At 64.7% G+C, this 17922-nt stretch carries 15 protein-coding genes; 13 read left to right on the forward strand and 2 right to left on the reverse strand.

Annotation, left to right across the window (positions count from 1 at the left end; genetic code table 11):
- Window position 1 precedes the first annotated feature (1 nt).
- From AC3ENJ_RS01875 to AC3ENJ_RS01890, 4 genes are all read left to right on the forward strand, one after another.
- A complete protein-coding gene (locus AC3ENJ_RS01875) occupies window positions 2-895 on the forward strand; it encodes a sulfite exporter TauE/SafE family protein (RefSeq protein ID WP_498957808.1) in 894 nt (297 codons plus the stop codon).
- Window positions 896-905: 10 nt separating this feature from the next.
- Window positions 906-1730 (forward strand): TrmH family RNA methyltransferase, encoded by an 825-nt coding sequence (locus AC3ENJ_RS01880; RefSeq protein ID WP_190807261.1) that lies wholly within the window; start codon window positions 906-908, stop codon window positions 1728-1730.
- Between the two features lie 92 nt (window positions 1731-1822).
- Window positions 1823-2041, forward strand: a complete 219-nt coding sequence (locus AC3ENJ_RS01885) for a type II toxin-antitoxin system VapB family antitoxin (RefSeq protein WP_303383227.1) — start codon at window positions 1823-1825, stop codon at window positions 2039-2041.
- Window positions 2038-2451 (forward strand): PIN domain-containing protein, encoded by a 414-nt coding sequence (locus AC3ENJ_RS01890; protein ID WP_190780366.1) that lies wholly within the window; start codon window positions 2038-2040, stop codon window positions 2449-2451. Before AC3ENJ_RS01885 ends, AC3ENJ_RS01890 begins: the two co-directional genes overlap by 4 nt.
- Before the next feature lie 334 nt (window positions 2452-2785).
- Here the strand turns inward: AC3ENJ_RS01890 and AC3ENJ_RS01895 are convergent, their stop codons facing one another.
- Window positions 2786-4696 (reverse strand): S8 family serine peptidase, encoded by a 1911-nt coding sequence (locus AC3ENJ_RS01895; RefSeq protein WP_431812877.1) that lies wholly within the window; start codon window positions 4694-4696, stop codon window positions 2786-2788.
- Between the two features lie 276 nt (window positions 4697-4972).
- Window positions 4973-5233: a type B 50S ribosomal protein L31 gene (locus AC3ENJ_RS01900; protein ID WP_190780367.1), complete on the reverse strand. Its 261-nt coding sequence runs from the start codon at window positions 5231-5233 to the stop codon at window positions 4973-4975.
- A gap of 148 nt (window positions 5234-5381) precedes the next feature.
- On the opposite strand from AC3ENJ_RS01900, the gene AC3ENJ_RS01905 reads away from it, so the two are divergent.
- From AC3ENJ_RS01905 to wecC, 9 genes are all read left to right on the forward strand, one after another.
- Window positions 5382-7250, forward strand: coding sequence for a cellulase family glycosylhydrolase (locus AC3ENJ_RS01905; protein ID WP_431812878.1), 1869 nt, complete (start codon window positions 5382-5384; stop codon window positions 7248-7250).
- Entirely contained in the window at window positions 7247-8311 is a 1065-nt protein-coding gene (gene lplAB, locus AC3ENJ_RS01910) for a lipoate-protein ligase LplAB (protein WP_431812879.1), read from the forward strand. The genes AC3ENJ_RS01905 and lplAB overlap by 4 nt, the downstream gene beginning before the upstream one ends.
- A gap of 75 nt (window positions 8312-8386) precedes the next feature.
- The gene (locus tag AC3ENJ_RS01915) at window positions 8387-9415 is read left to right on the forward strand and encodes an LCP family protein (protein ID WP_431812880.1); all 1029 of its coding nucleotides are present in this window, start codon (window positions 8387-8389) and stop codon (window positions 9413-9415) included.
- A gap of 84 nt (window positions 9416-9499) precedes the next feature.
- Window positions 9500-10810 (forward strand): glycosyltransferase family 4 protein, encoded by a 1311-nt coding sequence (locus AC3ENJ_RS01920; RefSeq protein ID WP_431812881.1) that lies wholly within the window; start codon window positions 9500-9502, stop codon window positions 10808-10810.
- Complete coding sequence (locus AC3ENJ_RS01925; RefSeq protein WP_431812882.1) at window positions 10810-12642, forward strand: glycosyltransferase family 4 protein; 1833 nt, start codon at window positions 10810-10812, stop codon at window positions 12640-12642. The genes AC3ENJ_RS01920 and AC3ENJ_RS01925 overlap by 1 nt, the downstream gene beginning before the upstream one ends.
- A complete protein-coding gene (locus AC3ENJ_RS01930) occupies window positions 12635-13618 on the forward strand; it encodes an ABC transporter permease (RefSeq protein ID WP_431812883.1) in 984 nt (327 codons plus the stop codon). Before AC3ENJ_RS01925 ends, AC3ENJ_RS01930 begins: the two co-directional genes overlap by 8 nt.
- Window positions 13608-14507: an ABC transporter ATP-binding protein gene (locus AC3ENJ_RS01935; RefSeq protein ID WP_431812884.1), complete on the forward strand. Its 900-nt coding sequence runs from the start codon at window positions 13608-13610 to the stop codon at window positions 14505-14507. The genes AC3ENJ_RS01930 and AC3ENJ_RS01935 overlap by 11 nt, the downstream gene beginning before the upstream one ends.
- 59 nt (window positions 14508-14566) lie before the next feature.
- Window positions 14567-16390 carry a glycosyltransferase family protein gene (locus AC3ENJ_RS01940; protein WP_431812885.1) on the forward strand — a complete coding sequence of 608 codons (1824 nt, stop codon included), beginning with the start codon at window positions 14567-14569 and terminating at the stop codon, window positions 16388-16390.
- 91 nt (window positions 16391-16481) lie between these two features.
- Window positions 16482-17729, forward strand: coding sequence for a UDP-N-acetyl-D-mannosamine dehydrogenase (gene wecC / locus AC3ENJ_RS01945; protein WP_431812886.1), 1248 nt, complete (start codon window positions 16482-16484; stop codon window positions 17727-17729).
- The last annotated feature ends 193 nt before the right edge of the window (window positions 17730-17922 follow it).

The raw sequence follows: 17922 nt of genomic DNA on the forward strand, positions 1-17922 counted from the left end.
GGTGTTGAACCTTTCCTTGTCCGCGGCTGCCCCCATGCAGCTGTTCGGAGAATCCGGGACCATTCCGTTCGAGTGGTGGCAGGTCGCCCTGATTCTGGTGGCCGGTGTATGGGCCGGCCTGATCAACACGATCGTGGGCTCCGGCACGCTGGTGACCTTCCCGGTTCTGGTGACCATGGGTGTGCCACCCGTGACGGCGTCCATGTCCAACGCCATGGGCTTGATCGCCGGCAACCTGACGGGCGCGTGGAGTTACCGCAGCGAACTCGGGGGAGTGAAACACACCCTCAAGAAGCTCATTCCGTGTTCCCTGGCGGGCGGCGTGATCGGCGCCGCGTTGCTGTTGACCCTTCCCGAGGAAGTCTTCGGCGTGGCGGCGCCCATCCTCATCGTGGTGGCGCTGCTGTTCGTGATCTTCCAGCCGCGCCTGCAAGCCGTGGTGCGGCGTCGTAAGGCCCAGCAAGAGGCCGCGGCCGCCGCGGACACGGACACCGAGACCAGCGGCGGGGTAGTGGACCCCGACCGTTCCAAGCAGCCGCTCCCACTGTACTTCCTGGTGTTCTTCGCCGGCATCTACGGCGGTTATTTCGTGGCGGCCCAGGGCGTGCTGCTCGTGGGCATCCTGGGTGTGTTCCTGCTCGCGTCCATGCAGGCAGCCAACGCGGTGAAGAACGTGCTGGTGGCCGCGGTGAACATTGTGGCGGCACTGTCCTACATCATTTTGGCCTTCGACCGCATCAATTGGTGGGTCGTGCTGTTCATCGCCCTGAGTTCCACGTTGGGTTCATGGTTGGGCGCCAAGATCGGCAAACGGCTCTCGCCCATTGCGTTGCGCACGGTGATCGTGATCCTGGGTGTGGTGGCGCTCATCAACATGGTCTCCCAGCTGTTCTAGGAGATCGGCCATGACGCATTCACCCCTCGACGAGCGCATTATCCGGCTGACCGATCCCAAGGATCCCCGCGTGGCCGATTACACGAGCCTCACGGACGTGGCGCTGCGCCGGAAGATCGAACCCGAGCGCGGGCTCTACCTGGCCGAATCCTCCAAGGTGCTGCGCCGCGCCCTCGACGCCGGTCACCAGCCCCGCTCGTTCTTCATGGCCGAGAAATGGCTCGACGACATGCGCGACATCTTGGACGCCTACGACGTCCCGGTGTTCGTCGGTTCGGACGACGTGCTCGAGCACATCACCGGTTTCCACCTGCACCGCGGGGCCATTGCCGCCATGCATCGCCCGGCCCCGTTGTCCTTGACCGACGTACTGGCCTCGGCCCGGCGCGTGGCCATTCTCGAGGACATCGTGGACCACACCAACGTGGGCGCCATCTTCCGTTCCGCGGCGGCCTTGGACGTCGACGCCGTTCTGGTCACCCCGCGCTGCGCCGACCCCTTGTACCGCCGGGCCGTGCGGGTGTCGATGGGCACCGTGTTCCAAGTTCCCTGGGTGCGCCTCGAGCACTGGACCGCGGACCTGCAGGTGCTCAAGGACGCGGGCTTCCTCACCGCGGCACTCGCCCTGTCGGAAGAGGCGGTGACCATTGACGAGCTCGCGGCGGAGCGCCCGGACAAGCTTGCCCTGATTCTCGGCACCGAGGGGCAAGGGCTCGGAGATGCCACTCTCTACCATGCGGATCGCCACGTGATCATCCCCATGAGCCACGGGGTGGACTCCCTCAACGTCGCCGCCGCCAGTGCGGTCGCGTTCTGGGAAACCCGACCGCGCTGACCCGTGTAGTCCGGGTGCGATGGCTAGCATGTACATCCGGATCTCCACGGTTATATAATGAGTTATATAACAAAGGGGGTGGGACCATGGCCATGACAAGCGTTGATTTGGACCCTGGGCTCATTGAACGAGCCAGAACACTCACGGGCGAGAGGTCGAACCGCGCAGTCCTCGATTTAGCTCTCCGCCGTCTCATAGCGTCGAAACAGAAGGGTGCGATGATCGATGGAATTGCTGAGTTGACGGACCTTGAATCTGAACTCGGCGCCCCCACCAGCAACGTGCCCAGTTCAGAGCGCGCGATGTCGTGACCGACTACCTGGTGGACAACTCGGTGTGGGCAAGGTTGGCATCGGGTGATCAGAAAATCACAGCTCGGCTGCGCGAGATTGAACGTACGCCGTCGGATCTTCTGGTGACCTGCCCGCCTCAGGTGCTGGAATTCTGCCATAGTGCTCGCACACCGGAGCAATACAAACGCTACCGCCAGCAGATTTCCCTTGGATTCCCGCTAGAACAAGCTCCCGACGAGTCGCTCGTGTTGGATATCCAGAATGCACTCTGGAACTCGGGGCTCGTACGAGCGGCTGGCTCCCTGGACATCCTGATCGCCGGGTACGCAATCGTGAACAGCGCGACCGTACTCGCTGCCGACCGGGATTTTGATCACATCGCCAAGGTCAGCGACCTTCGCCAAGAGTACGTTGCGCCATCGTCCTAGTACCGAGGTAAAGCAGTAAATTGTGCCCCCGGAGACCCTGCTCTCGCGCACTCGGTGACATTTGAGGTAGAGGTTCGCACCTCCGGTGCCCCGCAAACATTCCTGGCAGAGGTTCGCGGCCAAACCGGCCGATATGCGACGAACCTCTTCCCTAAATGTTTACGCTTACGATTCTCGGCCTCAGATGTCACAGCCGGTGGGCAAAGAGGGCCTCCCGGACCGTGAGACGTCGCAGGGGCCGCTCCCGGATGGGAGCGGCCCCTGTTCATGAGGTGGTCGTCATGAGATCGAACGGGTCACGCGCCGATGAGGCGTATTCGGACCCGGTCAGGCGTTACCGCGTGATCCACACCCCGCGCTTGGAGGTCCAGTGGGCGGTGACGCCCTTGGAGAAGCGCTGCTGCACCTCTCCGTTGGAGGCCCTGTACTCGGAGGTGGCGGGCCAGCCCCAGCCGCGCTCCATGTCCGCGGCCTTCCATCGCTGCCCGATGGCACCGTTTTCTTGAACGGCATGAGCGCCGGTGCGGGAGGTCCACAGCACCTTGTTCTGCTTGGTGCCGTTGCGGAACAGCTGGTAGGCGCCGCCGGAGACGCGGCGTTCGTCGCTGGAGGGGAAGCCCAGTCCGCGCTCACGTCCGCCGGTAATGAAGCGCTTGCCGATCGCGGTGGGGTTCTCCACGATCTGGGCGCCGGTGGAGGAGTGCCAGTAAATGGTGGTCTTGCGACCGTTCTTCACGAACTCCTGGTAGCGACCGCCGTTGGCGGCGTTGGCCTCGTTCATCACGGGGTTACCCCACTTACCGGCACCACCGGTGGCGCGCCACTTGCTTCCGATCCCGCCCTTGGCGGAGAAGTTCGTGGACTGCACCTGCCCGGTCAGAGCCACGGCGCGAACGGCCGCGGCGGGGTTGATCTGCAGGGATCCCAGGGGGCCGGTGGAGGTGGACTTGAGCACCTGCTCGATCCGGGCCGGAGTCAGCCCGGGGTTGGCCTGCTTCATGAGAGCCACTGTCCCGGACACCAGAGGGGTGGCCATGGAGGTGCCGTACTGGTTGCCGTACGTGCCAGCGGCGGGACCGGCTGTACCGCTGTTCACGGTGGAGAGCAGCGGGTACTGAGCCGTGCCACCGGGGGCCAGGACATCAACGACCGCACCGATGTTCGAGTACCCAGCGGGAACCCCATTAGGGCCGGCCGCGCCCACCACAATGGTGTTAGCGCAATTGGCCGGGGCGGTGCCCGCGGCATTCACGCCACTGTTACCCGCCGCGACCACCACGGGGACCTTGCGGCCCACGGCCGTGTTGATCGCGGCCTGCAGCGTGGTGCCGCACTGTCCCGGATAATTGAGGGACATGTTGATCACGGTGGAGGGATTGGGGTTGCGGGGCTGACCGGCAACGGTCGCACCGGAAGCCCAGGACACGGCGTCGGCGATGTCCGAAACCCACCCGAAAGTGCACTTGCCCAGCACACGGACCGGTTGGATCCTGGCGCCGGGGGCTGCCCCGGCAATGCCCACGCGGTTGTTGTTGGTGGCCGCCGCGGCCAGCCCGGCCACGTGGGTACCGTGCCAGGACGAATTGCGCGCGGGGCTGCCCGTGCCGCAGTGGCCGGCGGCGGACCGGTCACCCTCGTCGCGGGGGTTGGCGTCGCGGCCGTTGCCGTCCACGGACAGGTCCGTGGGGGTGATGAAGTCGCGCCCGGTGACCACCTTGGAGTTGAGATCCGGGTGCGAGGTGATGCCGGTGTCCAGGATGCCGATCGTCTGGCCGTTCCCGCGGGCGAGGTCCCATGCGCCGGGGAAGTCGATTCCCCGGCTCCTCGTGTTGGCCCACTGAGCGGACTGCATGTACACGTCATTGGGCATCCAGCTGGCGGCGGCCAGGCGGTCCGGTTCGGCGTACTCCACGGCCGGGTCCGCGCGGAGCTCTTCCACGACCTTGTCCTGTTCGGTCTCATCGAGTTCGCGGTCCAAGCGGACCACGTCCGCGTCCGCCGCGGTCTTCTTGACGTGCTCGGTGACCTCCGGGGTGGCGCCCGGTTCGGTGGCGAGGGCCTCATCGGCGGCGGACTCGACCACCTGGTCCTTCACGGTCTCGGCGGCGGCCGGTTCCCGGAACTTGACGATCACGCGATCGGTGTCCGTGGGCGGTTGAGCCGCCGAGGTGGTGGCCGGGGATTCCGGACCGTCCGTGGGGGCCGCCGCGGCGGGCTGGAGGGAGAAAGCTAAAGTGGCCGTCACGGCCAGGGGGAGAGTAACTGCGCGCAGGCGCGGTCTACGTACCGTCATAGGGCGGGGACCTTTCGAGGGCCCGGGCTCGAGTGGGAGAACTCGATCGTCAACAGTCCCGGGTGATGGTGGGGGGCAGGCCCATCATAAGGAACCTCTCGCGGAATACTCAGGTACGAGTGTTACGTGTCGCGCCCGATCAGATGGGACACGCCCCGCGAAAACGCCCGGGACAGCACAACGCCCGGTTCGACAACATCGAACCGGGCGTTGGTGGCAGTTCCAGAATCAGCTGGAGGACTTGCCGAAGTTCTTGAAACGCTGGTTGAAGCGCTCCACGCGGCCGGCGGAGTCCATGATGCGCTGTTTGCCCGTGTAGAACGGGTGGGACTCGGAGGAAATTTCAACCTCGATGATGGGGTACTCGTTGCCGTCTTCCCAGGTCTCCGTCTTGGAGGAGGTGGCGGTGGAACGAGTCAGGATGACCTTGCCGGAAGCGAGGTCACGGAACAGCACCGGGTGGTAATCCGGGTGAATTTCGGTCTTCATGGTGTCAACCTTCTGTAGGTGCCTGGATTTTGCCAGGCACGGCGTTGCTCGGATGGTGGTGCTTTTAGGCGCAAACGCGCCACGCACCAATCGGCCAGTCTACACCCACGGTCCGCGTGCGGTCGATTGCCCCGGCTAGGATGGACGGGTGGTTGCCGCCCCCCTGTCTACCCCCGCCCGCCCGTCCGGTTCCTTCCGACGACGCCGCTCGGTCGCCGTCCTGGGCACCGCCCTCCTGTTGCTCACGGCTTGCTCGGACCAACCCGAACCGGATCCCACCCCGGACCCCACGCCCACCGGACCCATTGCGGGGGTGGAGCGCAATGCCCCGCTGCACTCCGTGGATCCCGCCAAGGTGGCCCAGGCGCGAGACCTCCCGGAGACCTACCCCGGTAGTTCCAACGACACCGGCGGGCAGGAAGCCACGGTCACCCTGCGCGGCGGCGAGCGGGGCGAGGACTACCGGCACGGTTCCGTGGGACTGTCCCTGGAGGCCACGGATCTCGCGGATCAACGCTTGAACCGGGACAACCCGGACCTGGTAAGCATCCTGGATTCGCTGAACGAGCCCACGGTGCGCTTTGGCGGTAATTCCACGGACCGCCGCTTCTTCTTCACGGCCTCGGACGAACCCGTCCCCACCGACTGGCCGCTCAACGAGGGCGAGGAAATCACCAAGGTCACACCCGATGACCTCAAGCGCGTGGCGGAGTTGGCCGAACGCACCGATTCATCGGTGATCCTCAGCGCCAACCTGGCCCGCTACGACCCCAAGCGAGCGGGCGAGCTGGCCCACCACGCCAAGAAAGCGTTCGGCGAGCGCCTGGTGGGCCTGATGGTCGGTAACGAGCCCAACGGGTTCTACCAGGGCGAGGGCAACGACCTCACGATCAAGGGCCCGGACTGGGATCAGGCGACCTACGCCAAACAACTGACGGCTTATGCGAAAGCCATTCACGACAAGGTGCCCACCCTGCGCATCGTGGCTCCGGCTGCGTATTCGGCCGATTGGTGGAACGCGGCCGCGGACGCCCCGAACACCGATCCCATGGCCATGGCGGTCCACCAGTACCCGCTGTCCGAGTGCGGCGCCCAGTGGGAGCACCAGCAACCGACCGTGGCCAACGCCGTGGATCCCGCGACCCGGAACAATATCGACCGGCTCATGGATGAGGCCGCCCGGGATGCCGCGGACCACGACCTCCCGCTGTGGATCACGGAGACCTCGCTGTCGGCGTGTTCTGGGTCCAATGAGATCACCGAAACCCAGGTGGCCGCGGTGCACCAGGCCGAGTACTCCATGCGGGTCCAGGAGCACGGTGCCGAACGCGTGGCCGCGCACTCGTCCTTGGCGCCGTGCCGGGGCGGGGCGCCCATGTCCGTGTTGTGCTCGAGCGGAACCCTGGCCAATCCGGGGGACGCGTTCTCCGTGCGCGCCAACGGCCTGGCCTTGGCACTGATTGCGAGCATCCCCGAGGGCAACATGGTGGAGACCTCGACCTCCACGGAGAACCTCACGAGCTACGCCGTGGAGCACGGTAACGGCACGGTGTCCGTGGTGCTCACCGACTACCGCAATCCCGCACGCGCCAAGGACCGCACCACCAACCTCAGGCTGCCCTTCCGGGTGGACTACGCAACGCAGTCCCAGCTGCGCGGACCGTCCTGGACGGCCGAGTACCCCGTAGCCAGCCTGTTCGAAGACCACGAGGGCGGTGGTCCCAGCGCCACGGCAACGGGTGGTGCGAGCGCAAGCGGCGCGGCGTCGTCGGCGCCCGAATACCCCGCGGATCCGAACGTGGCCCTGAGCGTGGAACGCGCCCTGCAGACCGCGCCCCGTAACGCGGTGAGCGTGGACGGCTACGGCCTGCCGATCACCCCGGTGGGGGAGCGACCCCGCGTGGGTGGTGTGAAGGCCGGCAGCAGAAATGTCTCGGTGACGCTTCCCGCCGGGTCCACCACTGTGCTTACCCTGAAGAAGACCCAGCCGTCCCCGAGCCCCCAGGAGAGCCGATGACCAGTACCCGCAGACATGGCGAATACAAGGTGATGGGCGGCAAATTAGTGGTCGCGGACCTGTCGGTCGTGGACGGGCACCTGGCGGAGATCTCGATCAACGGGGATTTCTTCCTGGAACCGGACGAGGCGCTCGGTGAGATCAACGCCGCGCTGAACGGGCTGCCGGAGTCGGCCGCTGCGGACGAGATGGTCGCGGCCATCGAGGCGGCCCTTCCCGCCGACGCCGTGCTGTTCGGTTTCGACGCCCGCGCGGTCGCGATCGCGGTGCGGCGAGCCCTGAGCAAGGCCACCGGCTGGGCCGACCACGAATGGGAGGTCATCGCCCCGCAGGTGCGCCCCACCCTGGAGAACCTCGCCTTGGACGAAGTGCTCGCCCGGGAAGTGGGCGAGGGGCGGCGCAATCCCACGCTGCGACTGTGGGACTGGCAGGACCCCGCCGTGGTGATCGGCTCGTTCCAGTCCGTGCGCAACGAGGTGAACCCGGAGGGCGCCGAGCGCCACGGCATCGACGTGGTGCGCCGTGTGTCCGGCGGCGGGGCGATGTTCATGGAGGCCGGTAACTGCATCACGTATTCGCTGTACGTGCCGCAGTCGCTGGTGGACGGGTTGAGCTTCGCCGATTCCTATCCGTTCTTGGACGCGTGGGTCATGCAGGCGTTCCAGTCCATGGGCCTGGATGCGCATTACGTGCCGCTCAATGACATCGCCACGCAGTACGGCAAGATCGGGGGAGCGGCGCAAAAGCGCTTTGGCCACGGCGGGATGGTCCACCACGTCACCATGAGTTACGACATCGATGCGGACAAAATGACCGATGTGCTGAGGATCGGCAAGGAAAAACTCTCCGACAAAGGCACCCGCTCGGCCAAGAAACGCGTGGACCCGCTGCGGCGGCAAACCGGCATGAGCCGCGCCGATGTCATTTCCACCCTGAGCAAGTCGTTCACCGATCGATATGACGCGGCGGCCGGTGAAATCACCGCCGAGGAACTGGCGGCGGCCCGTGACTTGGTGCGGTCCAAGTTCGCCACGCCGGAATGGATCCACCGCGTACCGTAAGATGTGCAAAAGTTACTGCCCTGATACGGCGGACACCGCACGACCGAATGACCCCCCACACCTCGGAGCCCCCATATGTCCCTGAATGACTTCGACTACCACGAAGAAGAGCGCAGCCCCCGCAAGAAACACACCGGCCGCAATGTTCTTCTGGTGTTCTTGGCTCTGGTTCTGACGGTCGCCGTGGTGGCCGGTTTGTTCGTGTGGAACCTGGGCCGCAACTTCGACCGCGGGTCCAGCGCCATCGAGTCCGCGTTCCCCGCGGAGTCGGACCGCCCCGAAAAGGACTCCGCTCAGGATGCCGGCACCACGGTCATGCTGCTGGGTTCGGACAAACGCCCGGAGGGCGAGGACCCGAATGTCACGGGCTCCCGCGCGGACTCCATCATGCTGCTGCACATCCCCGCTGACGGTGGTGAGATGTTCATCATGTCCATCATGCGTGACACCTGGGTGGACATCCCCGGCGTGGGTGAAGCCAAGATCAACGCCGCGTTGGACCAGGGCGGTATGCCGCTGATGGTGCAAACGGTCGAGGAGCACTTCGACACCCGCATTGACGAGGTCGCTCAGGTGGACTTCGCCGGCTTCGAAGGCCTCACCGACGCGCTGGGCGGAGTGACGGTCAACGTGCCGCAGTCCTTCACCACCCGTGAGGGTCAGACCTTCCAGCAAGGCCCCCAGAACATGGACGGCGCAACCGCCCTGGCCTTCGTCCGCGAGCGCTACGCGTTCCAGGACGGCGATTACCAGCGTGTGCGCAATCAGCGTGCCTACCTGCAGGCCATGATCAACAAGCTCGTCAGTTCCGAGACCCTGACCAACCCGGTGAAGATCAACGAGGTGGTCAAGCAGATTTCTCCCTACCTGACCGTGAGCGACGGTTTGACCGCCACCTGGATCATCCGGCAAGCCCCTGACCTGGTGGGGCTGAGTAACAGCGACATCCGGATGTTCACGGTGCCCACCCAGGGCACCGGAACCTCCGCCGACGGACAGTCGATCGTGGTGGCCGATACCCAGGCCATGCAGGAGATCGGCGAAGCAATGGCCAACGGCACGTTGGACGAGTACGTGGACAACCTCCCCGCAGGAGATCAATGACCGACGTCCTGTTCTGACCCCCCGGCACGCTCGTACCCCTCGAGCCACGCCCTCCCTCCTTCCTCTTGACCCCGCGAGAGGCCCATGCAGCCCCCTGACACCGAACTACGCCTCCTGCTCCTCACCAGTTCCTACTGGCCGGAGCACTCCCCACCGCAACGCCGCTGGATGTCCCTGATCACCACGCTGTGTGATCAGGGGTGGGCGGTGTCCGTGGTGGCACCGGTGGCGCATTACGGCCCGGGGCCGGACTACAATGCGGACACCAAAGGCCACGCCTGGCGGCTGCAGCACGGCCATCTGGGGGAGCGGATCTACCGCGTGCCGCACCTGCTGCTGGGAGACAACAGGATCTTCAAACTGGCCAACCAATTCGTCGGCGCCGCCGGCTCGGTGCTGCGGGGCGTGGCCACCGGCCGCCAGGACGCGGTGGTGGTCACGGCGCCGTCGTTGCCGTTGCTGGGATCGGCGTTGTTGGTGGCCCGGTTCAAGGGACTGCCGCTGGTGGTGGAGATGCGGGACGCGTGGCCCAATTTGGCCGAGGACGCCTCTCTGGTGCGCGGCGGTTCCAAATCCGTGATTAACGGTGCCGTGGAATACGTGCAGAATCGTGCGGATCTGGTGGTCACCGTGACCGAGGGTTTCGCCCGCACGTTACGCGAGCGCGGGGTCACCAACGTGGTGACCGTGCGCAACGGAATTCTCATGGACCGCACACCGCACTTGGACGCACCCCCGGTCGACAGGAAGCGGCTGGAAGTCCTGTACTTGGGTAACCACGGCGAGTCCCAGGCCCTGGACGTGCTCATTCGCGCCGCGGCGCTGGTGGGTGACGACATGCGCCTCACGCTCGTGGGCCACGGAAGTCAGAAGCCGGCCCTACGCCGCCTGGCCGTGGAGCTGGGCGTCAACGTTCGGTTCCTGCCCCCGGAATACCGGGAGGCCGTGTTCGAGCGCTACCGGGAAGCGGATTCCTTGGTGATCTCACTCCGCGATGACTGGAAGTCCTTCGAGGACACCATTCCGTCCAAGACGTACGAGGTGCTGGCCATTGGCAGGCACATCACCGGGATTGTGCGCGGTGAAGCGGCCCATGTCCTCACCGAGGCGGGTGAGGGAGACATCGTGGAGTGCAAGCCCCGGGAGATTGCCGAGTTGTGGCGGGCACTGGCCGCCGATCGTGGCCGGTTACAACCCGCCGGATCCGGCCGGGCTTGGGTCCAGCGAAACGCCGAATACTCGGATCTCGCGTGCCAGTACAGCGAGCTGTTACGCGAGACCATTCACGAGCACCGGACCCACCCCCCGCAATCCCTCGGTCGCCGCATTGCACGCGTGGGCCGGGCCGCCGTGAAGGTGGCCCGTAGCGCCCGCCGGGCCAGGAGGCACGCCTGATGGCGGGACGCACCCTGCGCCGCGCGCGGGAGCTCACCACCAACGCCTGGGTCACCGCCGCAACAGTCGCGCACCACGTGACGGATGATCCCGTGGTGTTCTGCCTGCAGGTGTCACGGCGCTTACCCCCGCGGGTGGTGCGGCCCATCGCCTCCGGTCTGTGTCGCTTGCCCGCGGGCACATTCCCGGCCGCCCGCGGCACCGGACTGCACATTCTGGGTAACGACGACGCCGCTGCCGACACCTTACGAGCCGCCCCGCGGTCCGCGGCCGCATCCGTTCGGCGCCGGTGCGCGGAGGTGGCGCTGACCATGGGGGAGGTGCCCCTGGCGGAGGCTTTACTGGCCGAGTTACCGGCCGCCACGCGGGGCGCTGCGGCGACCCGGGCGCGGGTGGCCTGGTACAACGGGGACGTGGACGGCGCCGTCGGCGGGCTCGAGTCCGCCCGCGCGGGCGGAACTGCCACCCCTGGCGAGCGTGCACTCTTGAAACGACTGGCCGCCGAGCGGGATCTGCTGGGCTCGTTCGCACCGGTGCTGCCGCGGATCAGCAACTATGATCCGCGACCGGCCACCGTGCTGTACGCGGTGACCAACTCCCTGCCCCACACGGCCAGTGGTTACGCGCAGCGCACGCATTCAATGCTGTCTGCCATCCGGGACGAGGGCTGGGATGTTCATGCCGCCACGCGGCCCGGGTATCCCGTGCAGGTGGGCAAGATCCTGGCTCGCGGTACGGACGTGGTGGACGGGATCCCGTATCACCGCATCATGCCGTTCCACCTGGCGCCCACGGCCACGGGACGCGTGCAGCAGCACGCGGATTCCCTCTTGGCCCTCGCGCTCAAGGTGCGCCCGGCCGTGCTGCACACCACCACGCATTACGTGAACGCGTTGGCCGTGCGGGCCGTGGCGGAGGCGCTGGGGATTCCGTGGGTCTACGAGGTGCGCGGACTGCTGGCGGATACGTGGGCGTCCACGCGATCGCCCGCGGCCCTGACATCCACCCGTTACGAGCGGTTCCAAGCGCGGGAAGCCCAGGCGCTGAACTCCGCTGACGACGTGGTCACCCTGGGGGCGCACATGGCCGATCGTGTTCGTTCCCTCAGCGGAAACCCCTCCTTGCCGGTGCGGCTGGCGCCCAACGGCGTGGGCGGGTCCTTCACGGAGGAGCCGGGGGAGAAGGCGACCGCGCGGCGTCGTACCGGGTTGCCGGCGGACAGGTTCCTGGTGGGAACCGTGACCTCGGTGGTGGACTACGAGGGCCTGGATGATCTGCTGCGTGCCGTGGACATCGCTCGCGAGAGCGTGCCGTCCGTCCTCGCGGTGATCGTGGGGGACGGGGTGGCCCGTCCGGGACTGCAACAATTGGTCTCCGACCTGGGGTTACAGGAGCATGTGCGGTTGTGTGGACGCGTTGATCGATCCGCAGCGGTCGAGTATTTCAGGTCACTCGATGTCTTCGCGGTGCCACGTAAGGACCGCACGGTGACGCGCGCGGTGACGCCGCTGAAGCCTATCGAGGCGTTGGCCTCACGGACCACCGTGGTGGCCAGTGACCTGCCGGCATTGCGTGAAGTGCTTCAGCACGGTGTGACGGGACTGCTGACCCCGCCGGACGACCCGGAGTCCCTCGCGGACGCGTTGATCAAGTTGGCGCGTGACCCGGACACCCGGGAACGGCTTGCTGCCGCAGGTCGGAACTGGGCGCTGGAAAATCGCACGTGGGCGGTGACCGCAAAAGAGACCGTGAAGCGGTACGGTGAATTGACTAAAAATGTCCCCCAACCAGTCGACGATGTCGCAGACTCGAGGAGCCAAGTGCATGACTAACGTGCCGTCCGATGCCTCTGCATCACCCGCTCCGTGGGACCGTTCCCCCGAGAACGGGAGCACTCGTGTGAGCGTGGACGGGGCGACACCGGAGACTGCACCGAGTCACGAGCCCGCGCACGGGGCCAAGGTGGAGACGTTCAACCCGAACCAGCTCCAGGCAGTCGGCGCCCGGCCGCCGTTGGGGGAGTACCTGCGAGATCTGTGGGGCTCACGGCACTTCATCCGGTACGACGCCAAGGTGCGGTTGGCGGTCAGCCAGGATCACACCTTCCTGGGCAAGGCGTGGATCATCCTCAATCCCGTTCTCCTGGGCCTGACATTCTTCGTGGTGTTCGGCCTGTTGCTCAGGACGGGGCGGGGCATCGAAAACTTCCTCGCGTTCCTGCTGATCGGCCTGATCATGTTCCAGTACAGCAGCCGATCCGTGGTGTCCGTGTCCAAGTCCATGTATTCGGGGAAGGCGCTCGTGCGAGGTTTCATGTTCCCGCGAGCGGCGCTGCCCTTGTCCATTGTGATGAAAGATGCCATGACGCAGGTCTACGCTCTGACGGCCATGGTCATCATGGTGATCCTCATTCCGCCGTCCGAGCCGGTGAGCTGGACATGGTTGCTCGTCATACCCGTGTTCGTCCTGCAAACCCTGTTCAACTGGGGGCTGGGCATGCTGCTGGCACCGGCGGTGAATAAAGTGCCCGACATCGCAAACCTTCTGTCGTTCTTCATGCGCTTGTGGATGTATTCGTCCGGGATCTTCTACGACCCCTCCCGATTTATCGACGACCCACGGGTCTTGGCGGTCTTCCACTTCAACCCGTTGTATCAAGTGCTATCCATCAGCCGTTCCCTGATCCTGGACAACACCGTGCCCGGCTGGCAGTCATGGGCTGTCCTGGTGACCGCAACATGTGTGCTCGTGATCATTGGGATGCTCGTTTTCTGGTTCAACGAAGAAAGCTACGCCGATGAGCGTTAACCGTCATGCGCCGTCCGCGGGCACGTCCGGCCGTCATGGGCGTTCCCCGCGCAACCCCGCCGTGGTCATCGACAACGTGACCATGGTCTACAACGTCACTTCCACCGGCGGAGGTGAAGAAGTGCCCGTGGCGGCACCCGTGAGGTGGGCCCGGAAGGCCCTTGGCCGCCCGCCGGTGGTCAAGAATCAAGCCCTGACCGATATCTCGCTGGCCATTCACCAGGGAGAGTTCGTGGGCTTCATCGGACGCAACGGCTCCGGGAAATCGACCCTCATGAATATCGTGGCCGGCCAAATGAACCCCACGGTGGGCCGTGTCTACTCGGTGGACACCCCCGTCAAGCTCGGCGTCAATGTGTCGCTGGTGCCCGCGCTGTCGGGAGAAAAAAACATTCGGCTGGGTTGTCTGGCGCAGGGTATGCACCCGGATCGGGTGGATGAAATTCTCCCGGACCTGGTGGAGGTGGCCGCACTGGGTAAGGCCATTCACTGGCCCATGAAGGCCTACTCCTCCGGCATGGCAGCACGTCTGCGTTTCGCCGTGGCTACGGCCACCGACCCTCACATCCTCATCCTGGACGAAGCGCTGTCCACCGGTGACGCCCAGTTCCGGGAACGAGGCCAAAAGCGCATGGCCGAGATCCGGGAGCAAGCCGGCTGCGTCATGTTTGTTTCTCACTCCATGGCCGAAATCCGGGACATGTGCACCAGGGTGGTGTGGCTTGATCAGGGTGACCTTTTGATGGACGGTGACGCGGAAACCGTGACCGCAGAGTACGAGACCTTCATGAAGGACCTCGCCGCGGGCAACAACCTGGCCGCGAAGGCCCGCAAGGAACAACTGCAATCCGACTTTGTCCGAACCGAACTCCGCGAGGTGCAATGGTGACCCCCACACGATCGCGACGAGATCTCAGGACCGAAATCTGGCACCTTCGAAACGGGGGAGTGTCACAGTGGCGCAAGTACCGTAGGCGGGCGTCCCTGCCCGCCGGCCCCTCTGCGGAGCCGGTCCAGGGTCTGCAGAAGAGCATTAGTTTCGAACCCCAGGTATGGCCCGATCGTGCGCCGGTTCGACCGGATGTCACGGTTGCTGTGATCCTCGATGACTTCTCTGCTCGGGCATTCCATTACGAGTGGAACCAGATTGCGCTGTCCCGTGACGGTTGGAAGTCGGAGCTTGCGGCGCAGCCGGTGGACCTCCTGTTCGTGGAGTCGGCCTGGCACGGCAACGGTGACGAGTGGCAGTACCAGCTCACGGGAACGAGCGGGGTCAAAGAACCCTTCAAGGAGCTCCTCGCGCACTGCCAGGAACACGGCATACCCACCGTGTTCTGGAACAAGGAAGATCCACCCCACTACCACGACTTTCTGGAGTGCGCGCGGCTCTTCGACCACGTTTTCACCACTGACGTGAACAAGATCCCCGACTACCACCGGGATCTGGGGCATGATCGCGTCTCGGTCCTGCCGTTCGCGGCGCAGCCGGCTGTCCACAACCCGTCGCGCCCCAAAAACGGGTTCCATGAGCGAGATGTCGCCTTCGGTGGCATGTACTTTGCGCACAAGTTCCCCGAAAGACGGGAACAAATGGATGTGCTTCTGGGCGGCGCAGACGATGTGAGCCCCAGGCTCGAGACCGGGCTCGAAATTTTCTCCCGGTATTTGGGCGAGGACGAGCGCTACCAGTTCCCCGCACCGCTCGATGAGCGCGTGGTTGGTTCGTTGACCTACGAGCAGATGTTGACCGCTTACAAGGCCTACCGTGTCTTCCTCAATGTGAACTCCGTGGTGGATTCACCCTCCATGTGTGCTCGGCGCATTTTTGAGATCACCGCAAGTGGCACGCCCGTTGTCAGCACGCCGTCTCGCGCAATTCGTGAGTATTTCACTGAGGACCAGCTGGCCGTGGTGGCGGATCGGGAACATGCGGCGGATGTTGTGCGGGCATTCGTGCGGAGCCCGGAACTTGCCGATCGTATGGTCCATCGCGCGCAGCGAGAAGTGTGGAACAAGCACACCTACGGACACCGCGTGGAGCAGATTCTGCAACGTGTTCTCCCCGACAAGGTTCATCCGCGAACCCGGCCAACGGTCACGATCTTGTTGTGCACCAACCGTCCGCACCGGGTCGGGTCAGCTCTGCGCGGGTTCGCTACCCAGGTAGGCGTAGACCTGGACGTGGTGATGGTGGCGCACGGATTCGATCCGAACGCGGACGAGATCCAAGATGCGATTGCGACCAGCGGAATCGACCGCGTCTCGACCATTGCCGCAGATGCCACGTTGACGCTCGGGGAGTGCTTGAACTTGGCGGTTGAGGCGTCCACGGGCGAAGTGCTGGCCAAGATGGACGATGACGACTTCTACGCGCCGCGGTATCTGGCGGACCTGCTCGACGCCTTGGTGTACTCGGGCGCGGACATCGTGGGCAAGCAAGCCCATTACATGTACGTGGAGTCCCAGAACGCGACCCTGCACCGATTTGCCCACCGTGAGCACCGCTACACGGACTTCGTGATGGGTCCCACCATCACGGGCTACCGCCGTGTCTTTGACCAAATACCGTTTCAACGGCGAAGTACCGGTGAAGATTCGTCCTTCTTGGCGGCCGCCATAGAAGCGGGATTCGCTATTTATTCGGCCGACCGTTTCAATTTCGTCCAGCACCGGGGCGCCCACGGTCACACGTGGCAGGTGTCGGACGCCAACGTGCTGGCCACGGGCAGCGTCGTCATGTTCGGGGACAACTCAAACCATGTGACGGTATGATTTCAATGGATCAAAACGTGCGAGGCGCGGAAAACCCCTGACCGGGCTTACATTGCCGGGTGGTGAGTGGTCGTCTCAGTAAGGTGAGGTAATGAGTAATTCTTTGGAAGTTGTCTTTGTCGGACTCGGTTACATTGGCCTGCCCACCGCGGTGGTCATGGCCAATCACGGTGTGCGAGTTCACGGCGTAGACGTCAATGCATCCGCGGTTGAGCGGATTCAGCGCGGTGAGGTCACCATTGTGGAACCGGGCTTGGAGGAGCAGCTGAAAAAGGCTGTTGACAGCGGCCAGCTGACTGCATCGACGGAGATGCAGCAGGGCAACGCATTTGTCATCGCCGTTCCCACTCCGTTCAAGGAGAACTACGAGGGCGATCTCTCGTACATCATGTCCGCCGCTGAGTCGATTGCTCCCCAGCTGCGCGGCGACGAAGTAGTCATCTTGGAATCCACCTCCCCGCCCAAGACCACCCAGAAGCTTGCGGACAAGATTTTGGAGCTTCGTCCTGATCTGTCCATCGACGGCGCAGACGGCAAGCCCGTGATCCACTTCGCCTACTGCCCCGAACGTATCCTCCCCGGCAAGGCCATGGAGGAGCTGATCACCAACGACCGCATCATCGGCGGCCGCACCCCTGAGGCTGCCCGCCGCGCCACCGAGGTTTACGCGTCCTTCTGCGAGGGCGAGTTGCTGGCCACGGATGACGTGACCGCCGAGATGGCTAAGCTCACCGAGAACTCGTTCCGCGATGTCAATATCGCCTTCGCCAATGAGCTGTCGTTGATCTCCGACAACCTCGGAATCAATGTGTGGGAGCTCATCGAGCTGGCCAACCATCACCCGCGCGTCAACATCCTCCAGCCCGGACCTGGCGTGGGCGGTCACTGCATTGCCGTGGACCCCTGGTTCATCGTGTCCTCCGACCGTGAGAACTCCAACATCATTCGCACCGCTCGTGAAGTCAACGACGGCAAGCCCAAGTGGGTCATCAACAAGGTCGACGAGGCCGTCAAGACCATTGATTCCCCGGTCATCGCCGCCCTGGGCCTGGCGTTCAAGCCGAACATCGACGATCTTCGAGAGTCGCCCGCGCTCAACATCACCAAGGATTTGGCCGAGCACGTGGACCACGCGACCGTGTTGGCCGTCGAGCCCAACGTGAGCGAGTTGCCCAAGGCACTGCAAGGCATGTCCAACGTGAAGTTCGCCGAGTACGCGGATGCCATCGATCGTGCGGACGTGGTTCTGCTGCTGGTGGACCACGACGAGTTCAAGTCCATCCCGGCCACCGCGCTTAAGGGTAAGACCGTGGTCGATACCAAGGGTCTCTGGCGCTGACCGGATGACTACCGCGTGCCCACGAGGGACCCCCGAACCCGTGGGCACGCGAGGAACTGCATAAGCAAGCAACCAGTTGCACCCATGGCGATCACCATCCCCCTACACCATGAGGAAATATAGATGACACCCCCCTCAATGTCCGATCTGCGACGTCAACTTTGGCGTGCGCGTGTCAACGCGGCAGCGTTGG

Source organism: Kocuria sp. cx-455, assembly GCF_057707085.1.